Annotated in this window: 21 protein-coding genes; 14 read left to right on the forward strand and 7 right to left on the reverse strand. The window is 42.9% G+C overall.

Going from position 1 to position 22,741, the window contains the following annotated elements:
• The first annotated feature begins 3 nt into the window (after nucleotides 1-3).
• The 4 genes from ACZ5O6_RS03345 (at nucleotide 4) to ACZ5O6_RS03360 (ending at nucleotide 9,296) form a co-directional block, all read left to right on the forward strand.
• A complete protein-coding gene (locus ACZ5O6_RS03345) occupies nucleotides 4-7,920 on the forward strand; it encodes an RHS repeat-associated core domain-containing protein (protein ID WP_447091150.1) in 7,917 nt (2,638 codons plus the stop codon).
• Nucleotides 7,921-7,925: 5 nt separating this feature from the next.
• The gene (locus tag ACZ5O6_RS03350; protein ID WP_447091149.1) at nucleotides 7,926-8,381 is read left to right on the forward strand and encodes a hypothetical protein; all 456 of its coding nucleotides are present in this window, start codon (nucleotides 7,926-7,928) and stop codon (nucleotides 8,379-8,381) included.
• A gap of 158 nt (nucleotides 8,382-8,539) precedes the next feature.
• Nucleotides 8,540-8,881, forward strand: coding sequence for a hypothetical protein (locus ACZ5O6_RS03355; RefSeq protein WP_447091148.1), 342 nt, complete (start codon nucleotides 8,540-8,542; stop codon nucleotides 8,879-8,881).
• A gap of 70 nt (nucleotides 8,882-8,951) precedes the next feature.
• Nucleotides 8,952-9,296, forward strand: coding sequence for a hypothetical protein (locus tag ACZ5O6_RS03360; RefSeq protein ID WP_447091147.1), 345 nt, complete (start codon nucleotides 8,952-8,954; stop codon nucleotides 9,294-9,296).
• Nucleotides 9,297-9,514: 218 nt separating this feature from the next.
• On the opposite strand, the gene ACZ5O6_RS03365 is transcribed toward ACZ5O6_RS03360, so the two are convergent.
• Nucleotides 9,515-9,781 carry a type II toxin-antitoxin system RelE family toxin gene (locus tag ACZ5O6_RS03365; RefSeq protein ID WP_447091146.1) on the reverse strand — a complete coding sequence of 89 codons (267 nt, stop codon included), beginning with the start codon at nucleotides 9,779-9,781 and terminating at the stop codon, nucleotides 9,515-9,517.
• On the reverse strand, nucleotides 9,765-9,977 hold the full coding sequence (gene relB, locus ACZ5O6_RS03370; protein WP_447091145.1) for a type II toxin-antitoxin system RelB family antitoxin: 213 nt from the start codon (nucleotides 9,975-9,977) through the stop codon (nucleotides 9,765-9,767). Before relB ends, ACZ5O6_RS03365 begins: the two co-directional genes overlap by 17 nt.
• 170 nt (nucleotides 9,978-10,147) lie before the next feature.
• Here relB and ACZ5O6_RS03375 point away from each other — a divergent pair, with 170 nt between their 5' ends.
• Both ACZ5O6_RS03375 and ACZ5O6_RS03380 read left to right on the forward strand, forming a co-directional pair.
• On the forward strand, nucleotides 10,148-10,846 hold the full coding sequence (locus tag ACZ5O6_RS03375) for a transposase (protein ID WP_447091144.1): 699 nt from the start codon (nucleotides 10,148-10,150) through the stop codon (nucleotides 10,844-10,846).
• A gap of 75 nt (nucleotides 10,847-10,921) precedes the next feature.
• On the forward strand, nucleotides 10,922-11,275 hold the full coding sequence (locus ACZ5O6_RS03380; protein WP_447091143.1) for a hypothetical protein: 354 nt from the start codon (nucleotides 10,922-10,924) through the stop codon (nucleotides 11,273-11,275).
• Nucleotides 11,276-11,370: 95 nt separating this feature from the next.
• Here ACZ5O6_RS03380 and ACZ5O6_RS03385 read toward each other — a convergent pair whose 3' ends face one another.
• Both ACZ5O6_RS03385 and ACZ5O6_RS03390 read right to left on the reverse strand, forming a co-directional pair.
• Complete coding sequence (locus ACZ5O6_RS03385) at nucleotides 11,371-11,964, reverse strand: hypothetical protein (protein WP_447091142.1); 594 nt, start codon at nucleotides 11,962-11,964, stop codon at nucleotides 11,371-11,373.
• A 15-nt stretch (nucleotides 11,965-11,979) separates the two neighbouring features.
• A complete protein-coding gene (locus ACZ5O6_RS03390) occupies nucleotides 11,980-13,053 on the reverse strand; it encodes a HAMP domain-containing protein (protein ID WP_447091141.1) in 1,074 nt (357 codons plus the stop codon).
• Nucleotides 13,054-13,255: 202 nt separating this feature from the next.
• Here ACZ5O6_RS03390 and ACZ5O6_RS03395 point away from each other — a divergent pair, with 202 nt between their 5' ends.
• The 3 genes from ACZ5O6_RS03395 to ACZ5O6_RS03405 are packed head-to-tail and all read left to right on the forward strand — an operon-like array spanning nucleotide 13,256 to nucleotide 14,829.
• Nucleotides 13,256-14,014 (forward strand): sulfite exporter TauE/SafE family protein, encoded by a 759-nt coding sequence (locus ACZ5O6_RS03395; protein ID WP_447091140.1) that lies wholly within the window; start codon nucleotides 13,256-13,258, stop codon nucleotides 14,012-14,014.
• A 34-nt stretch (nucleotides 14,015-14,048) separates the two neighbouring features.
• Nucleotides 14,049-14,576 carry a DinB family protein gene (locus ACZ5O6_RS03400; protein ID WP_447091139.1) on the forward strand — a complete coding sequence of 176 codons (528 nt, stop codon included), beginning with the start codon at nucleotides 14,049-14,051 and terminating at the stop codon, nucleotides 14,574-14,576.
• 37 nt (nucleotides 14,577-14,613) lie between these two features.
• Complete coding sequence (locus ACZ5O6_RS03405) at nucleotides 14,614-14,829, forward strand: TIGR02450 family Trp-rich protein (RefSeq protein WP_447091138.1); 216 nt, start codon at nucleotides 14,614-14,616, stop codon at nucleotides 14,827-14,829.
• A gap of 10 nt (nucleotides 14,830-14,839) precedes the next feature.
• Here the strand turns inward: ACZ5O6_RS03405 and ACZ5O6_RS03410 are convergent, their stop codons facing one another.
• On the reverse strand, nucleotides 14,840-15,424 hold the full coding sequence (locus ACZ5O6_RS03410; RefSeq protein WP_447091227.1) for a lytic transglycosylase domain-containing protein: 585 nt from the start codon (nucleotides 15,422-15,424) through the stop codon (nucleotides 14,840-14,842).
• Between the two features lie 132 nt (nucleotides 15,425-15,556).
• On the reverse strand, nucleotides 15,557-17,266 hold the full coding sequence (locus tag ACZ5O6_RS03415; RefSeq protein WP_447091137.1) for a proline--tRNA ligase: 1,710 nt from the start codon (nucleotides 17,264-17,266) through the stop codon (nucleotides 15,557-15,559).
• Between the two features lie 110 nt (nucleotides 17,267-17,376).
• On the opposite strand from ACZ5O6_RS03415, the gene ACZ5O6_RS03420 reads away from it, so the two are divergent.
• Nucleotides 17,377-17,814 (forward strand): HIT domain-containing protein, encoded by a 438-nt coding sequence (locus tag ACZ5O6_RS03420; protein ID WP_447091136.1) that lies wholly within the window; start codon nucleotides 17,377-17,379, stop codon nucleotides 17,812-17,814.
• Nucleotides 17,815-17,953: 139 nt separating this feature from the next.
• On the opposite strand, the gene ACZ5O6_RS03425 is transcribed toward ACZ5O6_RS03420, so the two are convergent.
• Entirely contained in the window at nucleotides 17,954-18,319 is a 366-nt protein-coding gene (locus ACZ5O6_RS03425) for an HU family DNA-binding protein (RefSeq protein WP_447091135.1), read from the reverse strand.
• A gap of 313 nt (nucleotides 18,320-18,632) precedes the next feature.
• Here ACZ5O6_RS03425 and ACZ5O6_RS03430 point away from each other — a divergent pair, with 313 nt between their 5' ends.
• From ACZ5O6_RS03430 to ACZ5O6_RS03445, 4 genes are all read left to right on the forward strand, one after another.
• Nucleotides 18,633-18,875, forward strand: coding sequence for an FmdB family zinc ribbon protein (locus tag ACZ5O6_RS03430; RefSeq protein ID WP_447091134.1), 243 nt, complete (start codon nucleotides 18,633-18,635; stop codon nucleotides 18,873-18,875).
• A 121-nt stretch (nucleotides 18,876-18,996) separates the two neighbouring features.
• Nucleotides 18,997-20,775: an aspartate--tRNA ligase gene (gene aspS, locus ACZ5O6_RS03435; RefSeq protein WP_447091133.1), complete on the forward strand. Its 1,779-nt coding sequence runs from the start codon at nucleotides 18,997-18,999 to the stop codon at nucleotides 20,773-20,775.
• Between the two features lie 141 nt (nucleotides 20,776-20,916).
• Complete coding sequence (locus ACZ5O6_RS03440) at nucleotides 20,917-21,150, forward strand: DUF5062 family protein (protein WP_447091132.1); 234 nt, start codon at nucleotides 20,917-20,919, stop codon at nucleotides 21,148-21,150.
• An 89-nt stretch (nucleotides 21,151-21,239) separates the two neighbouring features.
• A complete protein-coding gene (locus tag ACZ5O6_RS03445) occupies nucleotides 21,240-22,430 on the forward strand; it encodes an MFS transporter (protein ID WP_447091131.1) in 1,191 nt (396 codons plus the stop codon).
• Nucleotides 22,431-22,741: the final 311 nt, after the last annotated feature.

A 22,741-nucleotide genomic window follows, 5' to 3' on the forward strand; every position in this document is an offset into this window, starting at 1 on the left:
AACATGAAAACCCTAAGTCACTTATATAAAACGACAGTAATGGCACCTTTAATAGGGCTTTGTTATGGTTTATTTGTTGGTGCTCCAGCCACTGCAGACAATGTTGTAGGTAATCTCAGCGGAGAGTTTGCAGTCAATTCAGGTCAATTATCCTATACCTTACCGATAGTTACCCCCGAGGGAATCCACGGTTTGCGTCCTAGCGTGTCGATTAACTACAGTAATTCCTCAGGCGCAGGTCTATTAGGTGCAGGTTTTACATTATCAGCATCATCCAGTATTTCTCGTTGTAGTCCCAGTAAAAGTGCCGATGGTTTTAAATCAGGTATTGAGCTTAACGATAATGCACGTTTTTGCCTTAATGGCGCGAAATTAGTCGCTATATCGGGAAGCAATGGCGGTGCAAACACCGAGTACCGTAATGTAGAAGATAATAACACCCGTTATTTCTCCCGCGGTGGCAGTAATCACACGCCTAGTTACTGGGAAGTGCATGCCCCAGATGGTTTTAAATATAAATACGAGCGAGCCAGCGCTACTCATACACGCTTCTCGGCTTGGTTTTTAACAGAAAAGCGTGATTTATTCGGTAATACGATTCAATATCATTACAGCAATGGCATCATGCCTCTATTGCAAAATATTAGCTATTCAGGTTATCGCATTGATTTTAAGTACGAAGCGCGTGAACAACCCATAGGGCAGTATCGCGATGGTCACCACTTTCAGCTCTCGCAGCGTTTACATGCGATCGTAGTCTCGCGTGCAAGCTCGGAAATTAATCGTTACCGGTTTATCTACGAAGCGATTGATTCCAATAATGTTGCATCCCCTCTAGGAAAACTTAAGCGGCTAGCGCAAGTAGAAAAATGTTACGGCGTTAATGGTCAAGCGGGCTGCTTGAAACCATTAAACTTCCGTTATCAAGAGCAACCTGACCCGAGCTTGGGGTTGGATCGCCCTGAAGATCGTACTATTGTTGTACCGCGCTCTTATTATGCAGCATCTGATAATGTTGAAGGCACACAACTCTATGAACGCCCGAGTTATGCTGCAGCCGATATGAACAATGATGGTCTTACTGATTTTTGTTACTATCAAAAAAATACCGGCATCATGTGTGCCGTATCAGATGGCACTGGCGGTTATAGTGCACCCACCGCGTGGACAGGCAACTTAGGCTATACGGCGAACGAAGAGCAGTATCCGTATTATAGTCAATTGCAGCTCATAGACCTCAATGCCGATACTTATGCTGATGTGTGCTTAACCGACGCAAGCGGCGTTCGTTGCGCATTAAATAATAAAAATAACCGCTTTGGTTCGATGAGTTATTGGACGACGCAGTTTACCCACAGTAGTAGCCCCGTTCTATCATTCGTTAATGATGATGTATACCCTGATGTTTGCGGTCTTAACGCATCTTATGACACCTATTCTTGTACTGCGGGTACGGGCAGCCATTTTTCTGGCAGCCAATTAGTTAATTTGCAAAATATAGTCGATTCAGCCGCAACAAGTAGCTGGCAAGATGAAAACTGCTCTTATAACCACGACAAGAATGTCAGTGTGTGTCAGGCTCCTAAAGATTTCACAGAAGAAGTGAAAATGCCTTCCCCTCAGTGGATAGATATTGATGGTGATTTAGATAATGACTTATGTTGGTTATCTGTCAACACGGCAGGCTATCGTTGTAGCTATCGATCAATTAATCCGCAGAGCAAAGTGTTGGAATTCTCTCCTCCTAAAACGCTTCTCGCATTAAATTATTCGACGTTTACTCCTCCATCATTTGCAAACAGCATCGTTAGCGACTCCTCACTGTATCGACAATCTGTTGACAATGTGCGCGATAATATTCGCCGATTTACCGCCACGTTTCGCATGAATGATATTAATGGCGATCTCTTGCCTGATATCTGTTATGCCAATACGCACAGCTACCTTTGCGCTATTAACAAAGGCAATAGCTTTGCTTCCGCTTCTCAGTGGATAAACCTATCGGGTTTTTATGCAGGTTTTGATGGTGATAACGACCTTTCATCACTGGTAACGATTCGTCTTGATGATATGAATAATGACGGTTTAATCGACTTTTGTATTGTCAAAAATCAGCAGCAACATTGTGCTCATAATCAAATTGGTCGCTTTGGCGATCTTCAGGTCATGCAGTCGATTGCGGCAGATGTTGATACCAATGTCGATGTCACAGAAATTTACGAAAATTTTGTACGCTCAATAGTCGATATGTTGGGTGGCTTCGGAACAAGTTGGAAAACACGTTATGTCGTAGGTGCTTCTAATTTGGCTTACGGTAATCTACTCAGTATTCCTGATATTAATGGTGATGGTTATTCTGAGTTTTGCTATCGAAGTATCCACGGTATTTTATGTACCAGTAACGATAACTACGGTGCAGCGGCGTTATTAGTGGGTGTGACAGATAGCTTTGGGCAAACCACGGATATCACTTATGGCAGCCTAGTGAGTGATGGTTTGTACCAAAAAGCATCAACCATTCCTACGGGCTATTATGAGCAACCTTCAAATGCCCTTGTTGTTGATACCGTTGCCGTTAGCTCCGGGGTGATAAAAGACGATTGGCCCTATAACACCTCAATTAAAAACACCCAAAGTTATCGATATACCGGTTTTTTACGCAACCCCAAAACCGGGGTTGCTAGTTACGCTGCCATTAGCGTGACACAACACGAGCGCAATGTCAGTACAACAACACACCTATCACTGGAAGAACATCTCACCGGCCAGCAAACCTTTATCGAAGAGTTTATTGGTAATCAGCGCGTAAAAACTAAGCAAAATAACTTGCGTGTTATTAATGAAGACGATGGGCGCCATCGTGTTCGTTTAGATTCTGTTGAAGAAAAGCAGTTTGATCTTGATGGCACATTAGTTAGTACTCAAACGACATTCAGCAGCGATTACGACCAGTACGGTTATCCTCAACGGGCGACAACACAAAAAGTCATGGCTGAAGATGGCGAGTCACTGACGCAAACGACCATCACCGAGTACTATCATGATACTGAGCATTGGATGCTCGCCAGACCCGACCACCAACGGGTTGATCATCAATATCAAGGAGATACTGTCACCAGAGAAGTTGACTACCATTTTGCCAATGGTCTAATGACAGGCGAAACTATTCAGCCCAGTGCGCCAAATGCTAGCAGCATTAGCTACACCTATGATGCAACAGGTAACACCACAAGCACGACGACATCGGGTAATGGACAGTCGCGCACTGTTAGTAAAACATTTGATAGTTTAGGGCGTGTGCTAACGCTAACCAACTCTCTTGGTCAGCGCGAGCAATTTACCTACCACACAACGTGTCCTGGTGTTGTTCAGCATACCGATGTTGCGGGTAAGGTCAGTTCAACGAGTTACGATTTTGCTTGCCGGCAACAGTCCGTTCAAGCCCCCGATAGCAATGCTACACAATGGCAGTATCTATGGGCGACAGAGGCGGATAACCGCCTCGTTAATCAGCCAATTGATCACCCGTTTAACTACCGTAACCCTATTGTTTATAAAGTCATTGAAACGCATGCTAGTGGTCAGTCTTCTCACGCTTGGTTTGATGCGCAGGGTCGAGAGATTCGTAGTGAGCGTACAGGCTTTTCCTCAGAAAAATTTCAGCGTAATGTCGTGACTGATACCGCTTACGACCGTTTTGGTAGAAAAACGGCAACGACACTGCCTTACTACAGTGTTAATGGCGAATACATAACACCAAGTTGGATGACATTTGTCTACGACGGAGCCTCGCGAATTAAAAGCGAGCATAAGATAGGGCCAGATGGCTTACCGCTGACGTCTTATTACGCCTACGATAAAAATAGCACTACAGTGAGTTACAGTGACTACCGCAAGACAACGCATTTGGGAGTCTTCGGCAAACCTTTGTCCGTTGACGAAAACGGGTTAACCGTGAGTTATACCTACGATCCAGTCGGCAATCTTATCAGTACCGATCAAAACGGCGTGATAACAACGGTTAGCTACGACGCGCGTGGTTTTAAAACCCAACAGAACGACCCAGCAATGGGCGTGTGGAATTATACTTACAACGCCTTTGGTGAACTGTTAACGCAAACGGATGCGAAAAATCAAACGACGTCTTTTGTTTACGACGAACTAGGTCGCCTTATCGAGCGCACCGAGCCAGAGGGGCAAACCCAGTGGGTATATAACGCATCAGGTAATGGTGTGGGACAAGTACATCAAGAGTTAGGCATCAACGCTACCAAACAATGGGATTACGATAATTTAGGTCGTACCGTTAGCGAAACGCTTATCGTAGACGATCAGGAATTCGTTACTCAGTTTAGTTACGATGCCTTTAGCCGATTGATAAAAACGATCAACCCTCAAGGTTTGGAAGTGCATAACAGCTTTGACAGTACGGGTGCGATCGACCTTGTCTCTATACCGGCTAATCAAATCCAAGGGTTTGATGCGGTTCGACTTGAAGCCGAGTACGAAGCCGTGCTTTTACTGATGGTAGGCATAGAAAATGATATTCAGAAAATGGAAGAGCGTCGTGCTTATCACCTTGCTAAGCATGCAGAGTACGAGAGCAAAGTTTACCATTACCTGAACCTATTAAACGAAGTGGTTGGAGAGATAGAACGCTTAAATGATCTCGCATCACTGCATGAAGATATAGCAGCCCGCTACCAACAAGCCATCAATGATTTGCGTGCGCAAGCCAATGCTTATCGTTCGCTGTATGGTGACCGAACGTTTGCTTACAAAGGTATCAGCAATGGTCGTTACCACTTTCAAACCTCGTGGTGTTCCGATCGTCATCGTATATGGGGTGGATGTAAAACGCGTCAAGTAAGAGATGTGTTTATCAGCGCAAGTAATTTTAATACCGTCGCCAGTAGCAGTGATTCGGTTTACGCTTCTTTTGTCATCCCGGCATCTTGTGGTGTGGTACAAACGGGAGTTCGTACCGTTAGAGTCGATAAGGATGTCACTGTAGAAAAGCCCACCTACGAAAATAAATGCTGGCCTGAACAAAAAGTTAGCGAGCCTAGTTGTGTCACTCGCTTAGAGCGCTCTGAAAGTGATCATTACGGTGTGCGTTATTTACCCAAAAAAGTCTGTGCGGTCTCTCGTCCTTATGAGGTTTATAATCAAGCAGCCAACGACTTTCAGCAACTGCTAGATGCAGAATTAGCAAAAGCCCAAGCGTTCAGAGATCAGATTGAGGTAGAAAGCTACAGTGAACTCTCACCATTAGTAGCAACTGTTGTACCGACGGGGCAGGTTGAACAGCGATGGGTGCCTATTGGTACTGACATTATCGCCATGATCCCTGTCCAAGTCATGATGACCCGCATCGAATGGAATCGATTATCTCTAGAAGAAACCGTTGTTTACTACGAAGAAAAAATTAATTACTACCGAGATCTCGCCATACAAGAGTTAGACGCTTATAACAGCCTATCGAGAGAATGGCAGGATCTTGCGGATGATTTTGATCAATTAAACGCTGCGCAACACCAGTTTGCACAAATGTTAGAAAGCGCGGGTGTTCTAGTGGGTACAGGTACTACCGAAGAAATACTCGCCGATATCAAAAGTCGACAATCAACATGGGAAAATAGTGATGCACCACTGATGGTATGGGCTGCCACTATGCGTGCGCCCAATGGTTTGCTTGAAAGCGAGCTATTCGGTAATGGCTTATATACTCAGCGTACGATTGATAAAAATACCGGTTTAGTTACTGCGATAAAAACAGGCGCTTACTCGGCTACTACGCCACTGCGGCATATCAATTATCGTTTTGATCATCGAGGTATGATTGTAGAAAAAAGTGATCACAGCACCGCGACCAATCAAACCGTCGAGCAATACGACTACGATAGTCAAGGTCGCTTACGAGGCTGGAGTTTCGATCAACAGATCAGCGACGACAACCCAAGGCATAACCACCTATGGCGTACATACGACTACGACAACCGTGGCAACATGACCTACAAAACAGGCGCAGGTTCGGCGATGCACTACAATACTGCCAACCAGCTTGTGTCTCGCGATGTCGGTGAAGACCTTAATATCGTTTACAGCTACGATGTCAACGGTAATATGTTGCAAGGTGACGGGCGTCAGTACCAGTGGAATAGCTTTAATAAAGTTAATGCGGTTAGCATGGGCAATAACACGGTTAATTTTGCTTATGATGCGAGCCATCGTCGTGTGGTTAAAAAGAGCGAACAAGAAACCATTTACTACGTGAGCCCCGGCTACGAAAAAGTCATCAAACACTCTTCGTCAGCGGGCGATCAAATCATACATCGCTATCATATCCGTAATGGGGATGATGTTGTGGCGAGCTTCGAAAAGCGTGAAGAAGCATCCGGTGACATGGAACTTGGTGACGATGTTAAATATTATCACCGTGATCACCTAGGCAATGGTGAGTTGGTAACCGGCGCAGATATGAACGTGCTATCTCAGCGTTTTTACACACCTTACGGTGAGCTTGTTGAAGACGTATTGCAGCGAGAACAAAACGCCAGTACTACCGTAGCGATATTGCTGAATTACACCACCGACGATTATATGCGAGAAATTGTCGATAATAACGACACGCTTCACGACAATGTCAGCTTGCTGTCAGAAGCCATGTACGGCGCCAAAACAGATGGCGACTATCGCGGTTTTACTTCTCACGAGACCATTAAAGAGCTTGGGCTAGTCAATATGAATGCCCGCCTTTACGATCCAGTGATTGGGCGCTTTGTTTCTGCAGATAGCGTTATCCCTGATTTGTCACAGCCACTTGATTATAACCGCTATATTTACGTGCGTAATAATCCCATTAGCTATCGCGATCCATCGGGGCATAACCCCCTTGCATTTGCTGCTGCATTTTTTGTTGGGGCTCACCTGACAGATAGTCAATCGTTACAGCAACTTAGTGCGTTACTGTTGTCTGTAGCACTCGCGTTTCCGGGCTCAGAGTTGATGGCGGCAGGGCCATTAACCGCGGCCACCTTTGGCACCGGACCAGTGGCTGCAGCAGCATCAGCCTTTACCACCACACTCACTGTCAGCGTGCTACAAACGGGTGATGTGAAAGCCAGTGTCGAATCGGCGGCGTGGTCGGCGTTGGCGGCAGGAGTGGCTAATGGTATTGGCCATGGCTTCGATACTAAAGGACCCGCATTGACAGACTGGTTCGATAGAGCACTACTACATGGCCTTTCGCAAGGAGTTATTAGCGACCTGCGTGGCGATAAATTTGCGGCAGGGTTTGCTAGTGGTTTGGTGGGTTCTATTGCAGGGCATATTTCAGAAGGCATTGCTGATAGCGGAGTTCGTGTAGCAATTGCTATGACGGCGGGATATATTAGTGCCGAGGCGGCGGGGGGCGATGGGATACAGGGAGCGCTGAATGCGGCTGTGGTGTTTTTGTATAATCATATGGGGCGTGGTGAACACGGAAAAATATATGAGGGTAAGAAAGATATACTGATTGATGAAGCAACAGGGCAGGAGTATGAAACCAAGTGGTTGCTTGGTGATGAGTATTTTGTAGGCTATGAAAGGAGAGATATAAAAGATTGGAAGATGGTTGGTAGTGTTCCTGCGTCTAGAGGAGTTAAGCTCAGAGATAAGAAAGATAGCTCTTACTCTGTATCTGTAGATTGGGGGCTCACGCGTAAAATTTCTGCTCAAGTTCGCGTTTACGGGAAAAAATATATTGAACTCTTTAAATACTCTGGTTTGAAAACTGGCAGGACTCATGCGAGTAATTACCAACGAATAGAGATCGTTCCTAATACTTTTCATATAGAGTACGGAATAATTTCAAAAGTATTTGGCTACCCCAGAGATGATGAACCAATAGAACTGTTAAAATTTAATCAAGAGTAATTATTATGAATCTAACTGATAGTATAAAGATCAAGGTTGCTATATATATATTTCTTTTGATTGCCTCTGTTTATGTTGGTGTTTTTAGTGTTGTACAGTTTGCTGACAAAAGGGCAAACGATTTTTTAAGTTCAGAAATTGCATATCATCAAAGTAAGTCTAACTCTGGATTTGATGATCCATTATCACCCGAGTTTGAGATGTTGTTAAATGCTTCACACCAACTTTACTTAGAGTCATTTCAAGAAAAGTTTTTAAGTAATATTATTATCATATCAATAATGTTCTTTTTTTGTGCGCTTCTCTATAGAAATTCTCGTTTGTTTGAAGTTGGCTATTTTTATTTTCCCATTCTATTAGTGTATATTTTTTTCCCAATAAACTTAATGTGTATTTTGCCTATTATCTTTTGGGTGTTAGGTTTTTTTATAAGGTGGTTAATTAATAAATGGGTCAGATAAAAATAGGAATAAATGGGGTCAGAATAAGAATAATGGAATAAATGGGGTCAGATAAGGGTTTGTTGAAATAAATGGTGAATAAATGGAATCAGGTTAAATCAGACCATGGATTTCATCGAGTGCGTGGTAGTCAATAAGTTAAATGTAAGGGTATAAATATGAAGCTGGTTAGTTTTATTCTTTTGATGATTGTAACGGATTCTGTATTTGCAGGTCATTTTAATGACGCGACTATTTCTAGCGTGGTAGTTGATGCTAATGGTATTGCTAGAGTGACTCTAAATGGAGCAAAACAAGTTAAAGCTCCAGCAGGGTGTTCGGTAAATGGGACGAAGTTAACTTACGACGTTAATGGTCCGGCGGGTTCAGCATGGCACTCTATGGCTATAGCCGCTCAGGTAGCGCAAAAAAATGTCCATATTATTGGTAAAAATAGTTGTTTAGTTTTTAATAGTTCTCTCTACGAAGAGATAAGTACATTTTACATGTTGAATCAGTAGAATGTGATAAGTTGGATAAAATAAAAATCTTTAGTTAAATTTCTTAATTATTTTTTAGAGGCTAAATATTATGTTACAGCGTTTTTTTATTTTGTTGGTTGCTGTGTTTCCTTTTTTTGCTAATGCTACTACGTTGGATTGTAAAAATGTTTATATAGGTACAGTATGGATGGAAAAAGGGGTAGGATTGAAAGGAGTAGTTTATATGAATCATCCTGGAAATAGTTCAGGGTCTTATGTAAGTAATTTTGAAGGCTGGGGAGATGAAGATAAAAAGCAAGTATTGTCTTTGTTGCTGTCAGCAAAAGCTTCTAAACGGCCAGTAACAGTGAGAACTGAAAATGCAGGTGGATGTGGTATTCAACAGGGTGGAACAACAACTAAATCGGTTTATCTCGCGCCACAAACCCCTTAAATAAAGGGTGGCTATAAAGCTTTTAGTTAAAATTTTATTGGTTATAAGGAGAGAGCCATGGCTTGATTGCCGAGATTTTGTTCGTCGGGTATGAGCTATTCCCAAAAGTAACGCCATGGGCAATTTTGAGTTTTCCCCTTAATCTACCATTTAGGAGATCTCATAATGAAAAAGCGTTACGTCGAAGAGCAGATTATTAAGGCCATTAAACCGAATGATTATTCGTAAATGTCTTTACGGTGACCAACCCGCAAAACCAAGACAATAAGTTTGTTATTTTCAATATTGCAGATCATACGGTAGTTGCGAAGGCGGTAACGCCACAATCCTGCAAGATCGCGGGCGAGTGGTTTACCAAAACGGCGGGGATCTTTATCAGTGGCAATACGCTTACGGAAGTATCGTAGAATCTCGTGTTGAGCCTGTTTATCGAGTTTACGAAGCTCTTTAGCGGCGGCATCGTCGAACTCAACTGTCCAAGTCAAGATCTTGCTCCATTTCGTCCAGTGTCCAGTGTTTACTATGGTTTTCAAGTCGATTGATGGCTAGGTACTTATCTTCCATATCGTCTATATACTCAAGAATTGCCTCTTTAGCGTAAAACGTCTTAGTGCGGCCAGTCTTGTTGGCTAATTCGGCTAAGCGGATTTCTATCTCTTCAGGTAGTCTAATGGCAAGCATGGTTACCTCCAGTGCTATACGTGTATTACATGTATAGCATAGCAGTCTGAGTTCCAATATGGAACCCGAAGAGATAGACTATGAAAAATGAAAACAATAAATTGGGTCAGAGAAGCCTTTCAAGCAAATAGGATGGGTTAAAATTTTTTATTGGTTACAAGGAGAGAACCATGGCACGATTACCGAGATTTTGTCCGTCGGGTATAGCGCAACATATTATTCAAAGAGGTAACAACCGTCAGTTATGTTTTGCGAGCAATGAAGACTTTGCCGCTTATGCCCACTGGCTAACTGTTTACTCGAATAAATTTGATGTCGACGTACACGCATGGGTTTTTATGACCAACCATGTTCACCTTTTGGTTACCCCGAGTAGTAATGATGGTGTGTCGAACTTTATGCAAGCGCTGGGGCGACACTATGTACGTTATTTTAACAAGGCTTACAGGCGCAGCGGTACATTATGGGAGGGACGGTTCAGATCCTGCTTGGTTCAGTCAGAGGACTACTTGTTGCAGTGCTATCGTTATATTGAATTAAATCCAGTACGCGCTAACATGGTTGATGATCCGGCTCATTATGTATGGTCGAGTTATCAGTGTAATGGGCTGGGCAAGGAGTCACAGCTATGCTCTCCCCATTCTCAATATTTATCGCTTTCTAGTGATAAAAAAGAACGATGCGAATACTACCGCGCTTTGTTTAGTGCACACGTCGAAAATAAGCTAATTGATGATATTCGCGAATCGGTAAATAGTGGTCTTGCCCTAGGCAATGACCGCTTTAAACAAGAAGTAGAGTGTTTATATGCCAGAAGAGTGACCAAAGGTTCTCCTGGCAGACCTAAATACTTATCTGACCCCAATTAGCCGGAAGGGTATGACCGGCTGTCATCTATCAGTCAGCTTTTTAAATTTAGCGGTCTTAATTGTTATGCGCTGATAGTGATTAATGATGAAAGTATCGACGATCTCGCCCGCTTTACTGGGCGCTCATTAAGTGATGATGAACAAATTAAAACACTGTTACATGATCTTTGCGAAACCATTAATAAAACATGTTTCGAACGTTTAGGCGAAATGATTGAAAACCCAGTGGAAACCGACTCGCCTATTGTTAACAGTATGCATGTCCCTTTAGACTCGATACAAATGGAGTCTATCGCTAACTCCCATCAGCTAGTGAGTGTAGAGATCAATTATCACATTGAAAACAATACCTTTAATTGTGATTTGTTATTATTATTTCCAGAAGATACGTTAGATGAGTTAACTGACGTACTTAATCAATTTATTTAATGTGAATAAATTGGTTACCTTTCGGTTTGCCTTGGTTCTCAAAGCGTATTGCATTTTAACCAGCGAAAAACCATTCATGACTTGTTCAGAGGTTCCTATAGTAAGTTTTCGACTCCTGTAGGTTCTAACTCTCCATATAAGTTTTTGCGAAAGTGCTTAGCGCTTTCTATCCCAGACATATTTTTTACGACCAGCATTAGGTTGTTAATGGCTGAATGTATATCAGTCTCAATTTCTAGATATTCTTCCGCCAAAATAGGCGCCATAGCGCCTACGTATTCTGCTAAGCATGTTTCAAAAATAAGTTGTTGTTTTTCAGTTAATGTGTTGATGAGCGTGTTGTCGATCTCAGCACTTTGATGTGTCGATGTTTCTTGATGTTCAGTGTCTGGATTGCGTTTTTGACTGCTCTGTAATAAATGAGAAATGATTTCGTCGGTATCAGGTAAGGGGTCATGATTATTCTCGACCTGATCGCGACGAAAGCGGCATACACCAGAAATAATATGTGATACTAACTCGAGAGCCTCTATTCCCCGTTTTCCTTGAAAGCTTATTGCAATAAGCTTCCCTTTTATCAGGCTAAAGGTAGCGAATGTATTGTCATCGGTGACAACAACTAATGTGCCTGTTTCTTTTTTTGCACAAACAAATTTTATTGCATCAACAATTTTATGTTTCTTTTTCATGAGTGATACCTTGTACTACTGTGCTTTTTTTCTAAGTCGTTTGACAGCAATTCTTAAACCATTTGCCATGCGTTCAATGGATTTTGCAAGCGCACCAATTTCATCTTTTCTCTCTGTTCCTGTCACTTTTAGACTTAATTTCCCTCGGCTTATTTCTTCAGCCGTTTCAGTTAAAGCATTCATTGGGTGAAGTAACACTTTGTTGATAATTAGGTAAAGTATGAGTGAAGAAAGTAACGCTGTAATTACAGCAGCAATTAATGTGTTTAAACTTGATCGATAGACTTCGGCCAATACTTTTTCTTTGTCTAAAACAACACCAATTAACCAATCGCTGCCATATAAATTGTCAAGGCTTCTAAAATATGTCAGTGCATGGGCATTATCTATATTGATTTCCTGCAAGGTGCTGTTTAATTTTGGCACGCCCGAGGTAAATAGCGTACTAATATGCTGTCCGTTAATACTATCGTTTGGGTGGCTAATAATATCGCCCTTACGATTAAGTAAGAATGTATATCCCGTGTTGTTGAAATCTAAGGTGTTTACCGCTTTTGATACGGTGCTCAAACTTAAATCACCTCCAAATGCTCCTTTAAAAGTATTATTGTCATAGTAGTTTGCCACGACAGAGATCAGTATGTCGTTGGTCGCTGAGTCTGCATAGGGCTCTGTCAATACTGCGCGGGTATGAGAGCGTGCTAGTGGATACCAAGGGCGTACTCTAGCATCCCAGCCTTCTCCAGGGTTCCATTCAGGGGTGTTCGAAATAGGCTGCCCGTCAGTTTCTAGTGCACCAAACATAAGAATAAATTCATCGGCAAGGAGTGGCGTGTCCATCGTTTTTTGGATGCTCTCTCTACTAAAGTCCGATTGTATCGTCTGCGATGCCATATCAATGAGTGCAATCTTTCCATTTAGCCAATTTGTTATTTGGTGAGCAAGTACTTGCGATGATGCATCGATATTGTTTTCAATGTTCTCGTAAAGATTATTGCGCAGCACGTTATATTGTACCCAAGCAAACAGAGCGAAGCCGGTAATAATAACAACTGAAGTAATTAAAGGGATTTTATGGGAAATTCTCACAACGCATTGCTCCGATAGCGACTAAATAGTATGAAATATAATGGTTTGTATCGATTGGCTAGAGTGTGGCGTATAGAATTTTATTCGTGTTTTTTCACCACTAGAGCGCATAATACCATAGTATACTTTGGTGGTAGAGCCCCAATGCGGTGTTCCTCGTATGAGTGGGTTAAAAGCAGACTTTTTATAGCGATAATTATTGATGGATTACTCTTTTGCCTATTTTTTTATTTTGCTTGTCACTGGTTTGATCGCGGGTGTCGTAAATACGCTAGCGGGTGGCGGTTCTAATCTTACATTGCCGGCACTAATGCTGACGGGTATGCCAGCAGATGTGGCAAACGCGACGAATCGTGTGGGTGTGTTTTTACAGTGTGCTGTAGGTACGAAGGGGTACGTCCATCACGGAAAGGTGCAGGCCGACGATATTGTGTGGGTGCTAATCCCAAATATAGCGGGCGGAGTAGTAGGGGCGTTAGCGGCTGCGGTATTACCGGCGACATTGCTCAAGCCTTTGTTGTTGTCCGCGATGATAGGTGTTGCGTTTGTAATTTTGGTTTTTCCTTCTGTCATTGCGCCGCCTAAGGGTACGCCGGTACATAAGATGAAGGCGCGCCCCTCCGCGTGGGTGGCACTGTTCTTTGTCGGTATTTATGGTGGATTTGTGCAGGCGGGCGTGGGGTTTTTATTAATTACGGCGTTGGCAGGTACCCTGCGTTACGACTTGGTGCGCAGTAATGCACTTAAATTAATTTGTACCTTGGCGTTCACGAGTGTTGCCTTACTTATTTTTATTGCGGATGGTCTTGTACAGTGGTTGCCCGGGTTGGTTCTAGCTGTGGGTATGATGGTAGGTGCCGCCGCCGCAGTGAAAGTATCGCTTGATATTAGTCAGCAGGCAATGAAGTGGTTTTTGTTTGTGATGACATTAGTCGCAAGTGCGGCTGCGATGTTTTTGTAGACTTTTTTGATACTGAGTTAATAGTGAGAAAAATATGAATAAATTTACGTTAATGGCGCATTATAATCAGCGCATGAACCAGCAACTGCTAACAGCTTCTGAGTTGTTAACTCATCAACAATTGCTACAAGAAACACATTCGTTTTTTTCAACGGTAATGGGGTATTGGAATCACCTACTTTTTGGTGACTTGATTATGATCGGTCGTTTAGCGAATAATAAGATTGGCGGTTTGTCAGTATCTTTACTCAAGGACCTTCCCTCGCCTCGGTCTCCTCAAGATTATTATTCCGACAGTTTAGAAGAAGTTCGTCAGTGGCGATTGATAATAGATAGTATTATTCTTGATATGGCACAGTCATTAAATGATGAGGCTATTGCTAAAAACGTTACGTATACAACAACCGAAGGACAGTCGGTGTCTTTGTCTGTTGATGTATTTTGCCAGCACTTATTTAACCATCAAACACATCATCGAGGCCAGTTAACCTGTGTATTGAGTCAGTTAGGGGTGGATTTTGGATGTACTGACTTACCTATTATTACGTCGGATTGTTATTAGTTTTCCATTTCTTGATTTACTGGTGATAAGTTCTACTATGAATCGAATTAACCCCAAAAAACTTTTAAATAGTAAGTGGACGGCGGTTAAGCCGGTTAATAAAGAAAAACATTTTTTAATCAGTGATGTTGAGTTTGATGAAGAAGGAAATGTGATGGATTGCGAATTAGAAGCGGTGATGTCTCGTCGAAAAGTATCGATTGATTGGCGGTTATTAAATGACAGCAATTGTTGGCTATTCGGTTGGAAGTAATAGCTCGCTTTTAACGCCAGTAATCAATCCATGCATTCATGACTTTTCTCGAATATTTATATGTGCCGTAACTGCCATTGTAACGTGCGAGTGCGTTGGCAATATGGCCTTTTTCCCGATCAATATAGTGTTTTAGGATGGTGCATCCGTAACGTAAATTGGTTTCAAGATCGATGAGGTTATCATCGGTGCGCCCGATTTCTTTTTTCCAAAAAGGCATCACTTGCATCATGCCTTGAGCACCCACAACAGATACAGCATAAGGATTGAAAGCGCTTTCTATTTGAATGACGGCAAGTACTAATTCAGGTTCTAACTCTGCTTGCGTGGCCGCGTGATGAATTTTTTGTAAAAAGTTAAAGCGCTTTTTAGGATCTTTTATATAACGTTTTAATTTTTCAGACTTGGCAACTAGCCATACTTCAGCATCAAAGCGGTCTTCAAAACTTTCTGCTTTTTTGACAGATTGTATTAATGCTTGGCGCAGCGCTTCGTCTACAGCTTGAGTTGTGTTCGCGTAGACATTGGGTGTAGTTAAAATTACGCTGCATAACACTAAAGCTAAAAGTATTGCCAGTCGTTTGCTACGGGTGATAGGTGTTGCATTGATAGCCATTGCTCTCTTTGCTGGTTTTCCAGCAAGAGAGAGATGATCGAATGATTTGTTCAATGCCTGCTTCAATCGCATAACAATTTTTTGATTAACGAGTTGTTAGATTCGAGCTTATCAAGACAAGAATGAAATAACGCTGTTCGCATCAATTTCTTGTTTTTCACTATCTCGGCGTCCTTTATATTCGACTTGCCCTTTTTCTAAGCCGCGATCACCGACAACAATACGGTGCGGAATCCCCATTAATTCTGTATCCGCTAGCATTACGCCTAGACGCGCTTTAGGTTCGTCCATATAAATAACATCATGGCCAGCTTGTTGCAATTCTTCATAGAGTGCATCGCACTTTTCGCGCACGGCTTCAGATTTGTGGGCATTAATTGGAATTAAGGCCACTTGAAACGGGGCCAAAGATTCTGGCCAAATAATACCGTTGTCATCGTGGTTTTGTTCAATGGCGGCTGCAACGATACGTGTTACGCCAATGCCATAACAGCCCATTGTCATGACTTGTGCTTTGCCGTTTTCATCTAATACGGTGGCGTTCATAGCTTCGCTATATTTTGTGCCGAGCTGGAAAATATGCCCAACCTCGATACCTCGTTTAATATCGAGCGTACCTTGGCCGCATGGGCTAGGGTCGCCCACCATTACGTTACGTATATCTACCACATCACCCAGTGGGCAATCGCGCTCCCAGTTCACGCCAGTCAGGTGTACGCCTTCTATATTAGCCCCACAGCAAAAGTCGTTGATTGCCGCCGCACCTCGATCAACATAGGTCTTTATCGTGAGCCCTTTAGGACCGATAGACCCAACAGGGCAACCAATAACGGCTTTGATACGTTCTTCGGGTGCGAATGTTAATGGTGCGGCGATACCTTCAAGTTTTTCAGCCTTGATTTCGTTCATTTGATGGTCGCCTCTTAATACGAGGGCAACTAACGGTGCTTCTTGTTCATCTTCTGTTTCACCCAATACGATGAGCGTTTTAACGCTCTGTTGTGGTGTGAGATCAAGAAAATCGCAAACGGCTTCTATGGTGTGTTGATTCGGAGTTTCTACCTCAGCCATCGGTTGCGTAGCGTCGCCACGTTGAGTGTTTTCAATAGCTTCAGCCATTTCGATATTGGCGGCGTAATCACTGCCGTTGCTAAAGGCAATATCATCTTCACCGCTGCTGGCAAGTACATGAAACTCGTGAGAACCAGAGCCACCGATTGATCCGTTGTCGGCAATAACCGGGCGATAATCTAAGCCAATACGGTCAAAAATATTGCAGTAGGTTTTATGCATAACATCGTAAGTTGACTGCAAAGAGTCTTGATCAATATGGAATGAATAAGCATCTTTCATAATAAATTCGCGTGAGCGCATGATGCCAAAGCGTGGACGAATTTCGTCGCGAAACTTGGTTTGAATTTGATAAAAATTTGCGGGTAGCTGCTTGTAACTGCTCACTTCGCTGCGGATTAGGTCGGTGATGACTTCTTCGTGTGTTGGCCCTAGGCAAAAATCGCGCTGGTGACGGTCATGGATGCGTAACAGTTCAGGTCCATATTCTTGCCAGCGCCCAGATTCTTGCCAAAGCTCGGCTGGCTGCACTACCGGCATAAGTACTTCTTGTGCGCCGGAAGCATTCATTTCTTCTCGAATAATATTCTCTACTTTACGTAATACACGCAGCCCTAGAGGTAACCATGTATACAAACCGGACGCAAGTTTGCGAACGAGCCCGGCACGCAACATGAGTTGATGGCTAATGACTTCTGCATCGGCAGGGGTTTCTTTAAGGGTGGAGAGTAAAAAACAGCTTGCGCGCATGAGAGATAAACCTTTGATGATGTAAAACGAATAGTAAAGCAGGTATTCTAAGAGAGATCATTCATAAGGTACAGGATAAACCCTTTTAGAGGGGATAAAGGTAAAAATGCATGTTTGTCTTACATCCACGCTTAGTTGCGGATTCCATAGAAATAGGGCGGCTACCTTTATGTCGCTTGCTGTTAATTAACGATAAAAACTATCCGTGGTGCGTGCTTGTTCCTCAGCGTGAGAGCATACGGGAGATACATGAGCTTACACGAGAAGATAGGCAGCAGTTGCTTGATGAGTCGTGTGTTCTATCCGAGCTTATGGAAGCACTCTTTCAACCGGTGAAAATGAATGTGGCGGCGTTGGGTAATATGGTGCCTCAGTTACATCTTCATCACATTGCACGCTTTGAGTCTGATTTTGCGTGGCCTAACCCGGTATGGGGTGCGGTGGCCGCGACGCCTTACGAAGAAGTGCAGATCAATAACAGGGTGGACTTAATTAGACAGGCTTTTCAGGATACTGACTTGAGATTAACTGTACCGCTACAAACGTAGTGTCATTCCGGACAGCGTATATCGCTGATCCGGAATCCAGTGACCAGCAGGAGTAATGTATCCCGCTCAGTCACCGGTTAACCGAGCAAGGCTCGGTGGAAGTAGATGGTGTGACAAGCAATGTTGCTTAGATCGCTAATTACATCGCCATTTCTTTCAATTTTTTAAGTGGACGTACTTTTACCGCAGTGCTGGCAGGCTTAGCTGCGAAAGTCGTTTCTTCACCAGTGAATGGGTTGATCCCTTTACGCGCTTTGCGGGCGGGTTTCTTTACGGTGACAATTTTCATCAGGCCGGGTAGTACAAATTCACCACATGAGCGCTTTTTGATGTGCCCTTCAATAACATCGCTGAGCTCGTTGAGTACTGCTTGAACGTCTTTTTTGCTGAGTTCGGTATTTTCAGCGATTTGGCTAACAATTTGAGTTTTTGTATAACGCTCTGAAATCGCTTTTACTTTTTTCGCAGCAGGCGCTTTTTTTGCAGCAGGTTTACGTGCAGCCATGGTCGTATCCTTTTATTGTCGTTTTAATAGGTCTTGGTTAAGTGTGTTGTCTGCCGTATGGCATATCAACTTGGGTGCAATTTATAAAGCATTCTTGCTATTGCGGCAAGCACAAAGACTGTTTTTTTAGGGCTAATACGCATTTTTTAAAAAAATAATAGGCTTTGTTTGTATGTGTAAGGTTAATCAGTCGCCATTAGCGAGGGGTGGCTATTCGTAAAATAAGCGCTCTAATTAACCGTCGGGTATTTATGGCGTACCTTGGCTAAGGTATACTGGCGCACTTTTTTGATCGTGTGGGGATAGTGGAAAAATGCCTATTTATGAGTATCAGTGTGGCAACTGCCAACATCAACTTGAAGCTTTGCAAAAAATGTCGGATGCGCCATTGACCGAATGCCCTAATTGCCAGGAGCCAGCCTTAGTAAAACAAGTCTCTGCTGCTGGGTTTCGTTTGTCGGGCAGTGGTTGGTATGAGACCGATTTTAAGTCGGGCAGCAAAAAGAATTTAGCCGGTGATGCTGCCGCGCCTTCAAATTCGACGAGTTCTTCTTAGCATTGAAGGACACTTTGGATCTAATAGCACGACTAAGCAACAAAACAGCCAAGCAATAAAACAACTCGCCAGCGGTAACGACTTCTGGCCTTACTTATGAATGACCAAACAGGAAAAGACTATGCGCAGTGAATACTGTGGTGCGCTGAACACCGAATTTATTGATCAAACCGTGACTTTATGTGGATGGGTTGACCGCCGCCGTGATCATGGCGGGGTGATTTTTATCGACCTACGAGATCGTGATGGTATCGTTCAAGTGGTATTCGATCCTGATGGTGAAGAGAACTTTGCGCTAGCGGATAAAGTGCGTAGCGAATATGTTTTACAGGTGACCGGTAAAGTCCGTGCCCGTGATGGTGCGACGGTCAATAAAAACATGGCAACCGGTGAAGTTGAAGTGTACGGCACCGACTTGGTCATCTTAAATGCTTCTGAGACACCGCCATTTCCCTTAAACGAGCATAATGCAGTGGGTGAAGATGTTCGCCTTAAATTCCGTTATCTCGATCTACGTCGTCAAGAAATGCAAAATAATCTGCGTATTCGTTCTAAAGTGACGACAGCGATGCGTAATTATTTAGATGATCATGGCTTTTTAGACATCGAAACCCCCATTCTTACTCGCGCAACCCCTGAAGGTGCACGAGACTATTTAGTGCCATCGCGTACCCATGAAGGTAAATTCTTCGCATTACCCCAATCGCCACAGTTGTTTAAGCAGTTGTTAATGGTGTCGGGTTTTGACCGTTATTACCAAATTGCTAAGTGTTTCCGTGATGAAGATTTGCGTGCTGATCGTCAGCCAGAATTTACGCAAATTGATATTGAAACCTCGTTCATGAGTGATCAAGAAATTATGTCGGTCACCGAAGGTATGATTGCTAGCTTGTTTAAAGCGCAAATGAATATTGATCTTGGTGACTTCCCGCGCATGCCTTATTCAGAGGCGATTGCGAAGTATGGCTCAGATAAGCCTGATCTACGTATTCCTCTAGAATTAGTGGATATTAAAGATTTGCTCACCGATGTTGAGTTTAAGGTATTTTCAGGGCCTGCCAACGACCCTAAAGGGCGTATTGCGGCGCTAAATATTCCTGGCGGTAACGATAAGCTTACGCGTAAGCAAATTGACGCTTATACAAAATTCGTCAGTATTTATGGTGCCAAAGGCTTAGCCTACATTAAAGTGAACGATAAGAGCGATCTTGAAAATGGTTTACAGTCGCCCATCGTTAAGTTTTTACCGAATGAAGTGCGTGGTGCCATCATTGAGCGCTTAGGTGCCGATAATGGTGATTTGATTTTCTTTGGTGCGGATAAAGCCAATATTGTGACCGAATCACTGGGTGCGTTACGTTGTAAATTAGGTGAAGATCTTGATTTATATACGAGTGAATGGGCACCACTGTGGGTGGTTGACTTCCCAATGTTTGAAGAAACCGATGCGGGCTGGACATCGCTTCATCACCCCTTTACGGCACCCGCTTGTTCGCCAGAAGCATTGCGTGCTAATCCGGGTGAAGCTCTGTCGGTTGCTTACGATATGGTGCTTAACGGTACGGAATTGGGTGGTGGTTCTATTCGTATTCATGACCCCCAAATGCAAGAAACGGTATTTGAGGTGCTAGGTATTGGCGAAGAAGAGCAGCGTGAAAAGTTTGGCTTTTTACTTGATGCGTTACAGTATGGTGCTCCCCCTCATGGCGGCTTGGCATTTGGTCTTGATCGATTGATTATGCTAATGACAGGTAGTGATTCTATCCGTGATGTGATCGCTTTTCCGAAAACGCAAACGGCGGCGTGTGTAATGACCGATGCTCCAGGTGCGGTGGATCGCAAGCAATTGCGTGAGCTTAATATTGCGTTATCAGCAAAAACAGAGAAAAAAGCCGAATAAGCCAACAGCATATCGTTCTCTTTGCACGAAGGTACCGAGTGTTCTGTGCCTTCGTGTCGATGCTTTAGCAGCGAAAAATGCAGCCATTGAATCGGTTGTTTGACTGAAATGTTAGCAGGCCCTAGCATACGTGAGACTGTGATGAAAAAATTGAAGAATGAAAAAGAGCTCGTCAAAAAAGCGATAGTAGAAGGCGTAAAGTACGCCGAGGCGCGCGGTGTTGTTGAGTTTGAACCAACAGACTCCGCTAGCGAAAAAATCGAATATATTTATCGCCTACTCGTTCACGATAACGTCATACAGCCTATCCCAGAAACACAAATTTCTCAGCAAACCATGAAGCATAAGTTAGCTATTTGGGCATCTAAGCACTAATGTGATGGCTGTCTAGAGTATTGTCACCTCTTTCTAATGGTGTAAATAATTAGAGCACCTCACTTCGCACCTCTTTCAGAGTGTATACGATGAAAATCTTACAACAATGGCGCACACCATTTATATTACTGCTATTAATGGCTTTTGTAATGCCGTTAATTTTTTCGACATGGATGGCGCTGATTAATAATTTTAGTACAGAAGCGGCAGCGTTCACTGGTAAAGAAATTGGCATATTGCAGAGCCTACGAGAAGTACCCGGGTTTCTCGCATTTACTGTTGTATGGGTATTGCTCCTTATTCGAGAACAACAACTAGCGATTGTTTCCTTATTGCTATTAGCCATTGGCGTACTATTAACCGGTTACTTTCCTTCAGTTTTAGGTTTGTATATTACAACGGTGATTATGTCGATTGGGTTTCATTATTTTGAAACGGTACATCAGTCGCTTATCCTACAATGGGTGCCTAAAAAAGAAACGCCACATTTTATGGGGCGTGCGTTAGCCGTTAAAGCGGCGGCGTCGATTCTTGTTTTTAGTTCTATGTGGCTAATGCTTGAGTATTTTTCGGTAGAGTATAAAACGATTTATACCTTATTTGGCGGTGTCGGTTTATTGCTGATATTGGCTATTTGGTTTATGTTTCCCTCTTTTCCGGTGAAAACCGAACAGCACAAACATCTTGTGGTTCGAAAAAACTATTGGTTGTTTTATTTGCTGACTTTTTTAAGTGGTGCGCGCCGCCAAATATTTGTGGTTTTTGCCGGTTTTTTATTGGTAGAAAAGTTTGATTACTCAGCAGCATCAATCGCGCTATTATTTCTTGCCAACTATATTTTTAATGTGTTCTTTGCCACGCATATTGGTAAATTAATTGGCGTGATTGGCGAGCGCCGGGCATTGACGATTGAATATATTGGGTTGTCGGTATTATTTGCCACCTATGCGGTTGTTGATAATGCCACTCTGGCCGGTGCGTTATATATTATTGATCATTTCTTTTTTGCATTTGCTATTGCAATCAAAACATATTTTCAAAAAATTGCACGCCCTGCAGATATCGCATCTACTGCCGGTGTCAGTTTTACCATTAACCATATCGCTGCTGTTTTCTTACCCGCATTATTGGGTTTAGTGTGGCTGTATAGTCACAGTTTGGTTTTTTATGTAGGGGCAGGCTTAGCACTGCTATCACTATGTTTATCACAACTCATTCCTGCTGAGCCAGAACAGGGAAACGAAACGCGCTTCTTTAACCGTGTGTCTTTTCAAAAGTAATGATAAAAACAGAGTCAAAGGGTGAGTGGCGCGTAAATAGTTGTTGATAAGCAAAACTTGTCGTGGGTATAGCGTTTATTTAGAATGCGTGTAAAACACATAGTTTACCCGTGGTGCATTCTAAAATTTCGAAAAAAAATCAGCTTGTTTCTTCAGCAACACGCTGTAAATATATCCTATAAGCTTCGTGGCAGCTTCCCTGCTGCCAAGAGTTACTGAAGAAACAAGCTGATTTTTGTTCTATGAATGCAATTTAGCTCAGAATGCACCACAGGTATAGCATGTATTCTTGAAATATATCGGCTTCAAAT

Source organism: Eionea flava, assembly GCF_055393785.1.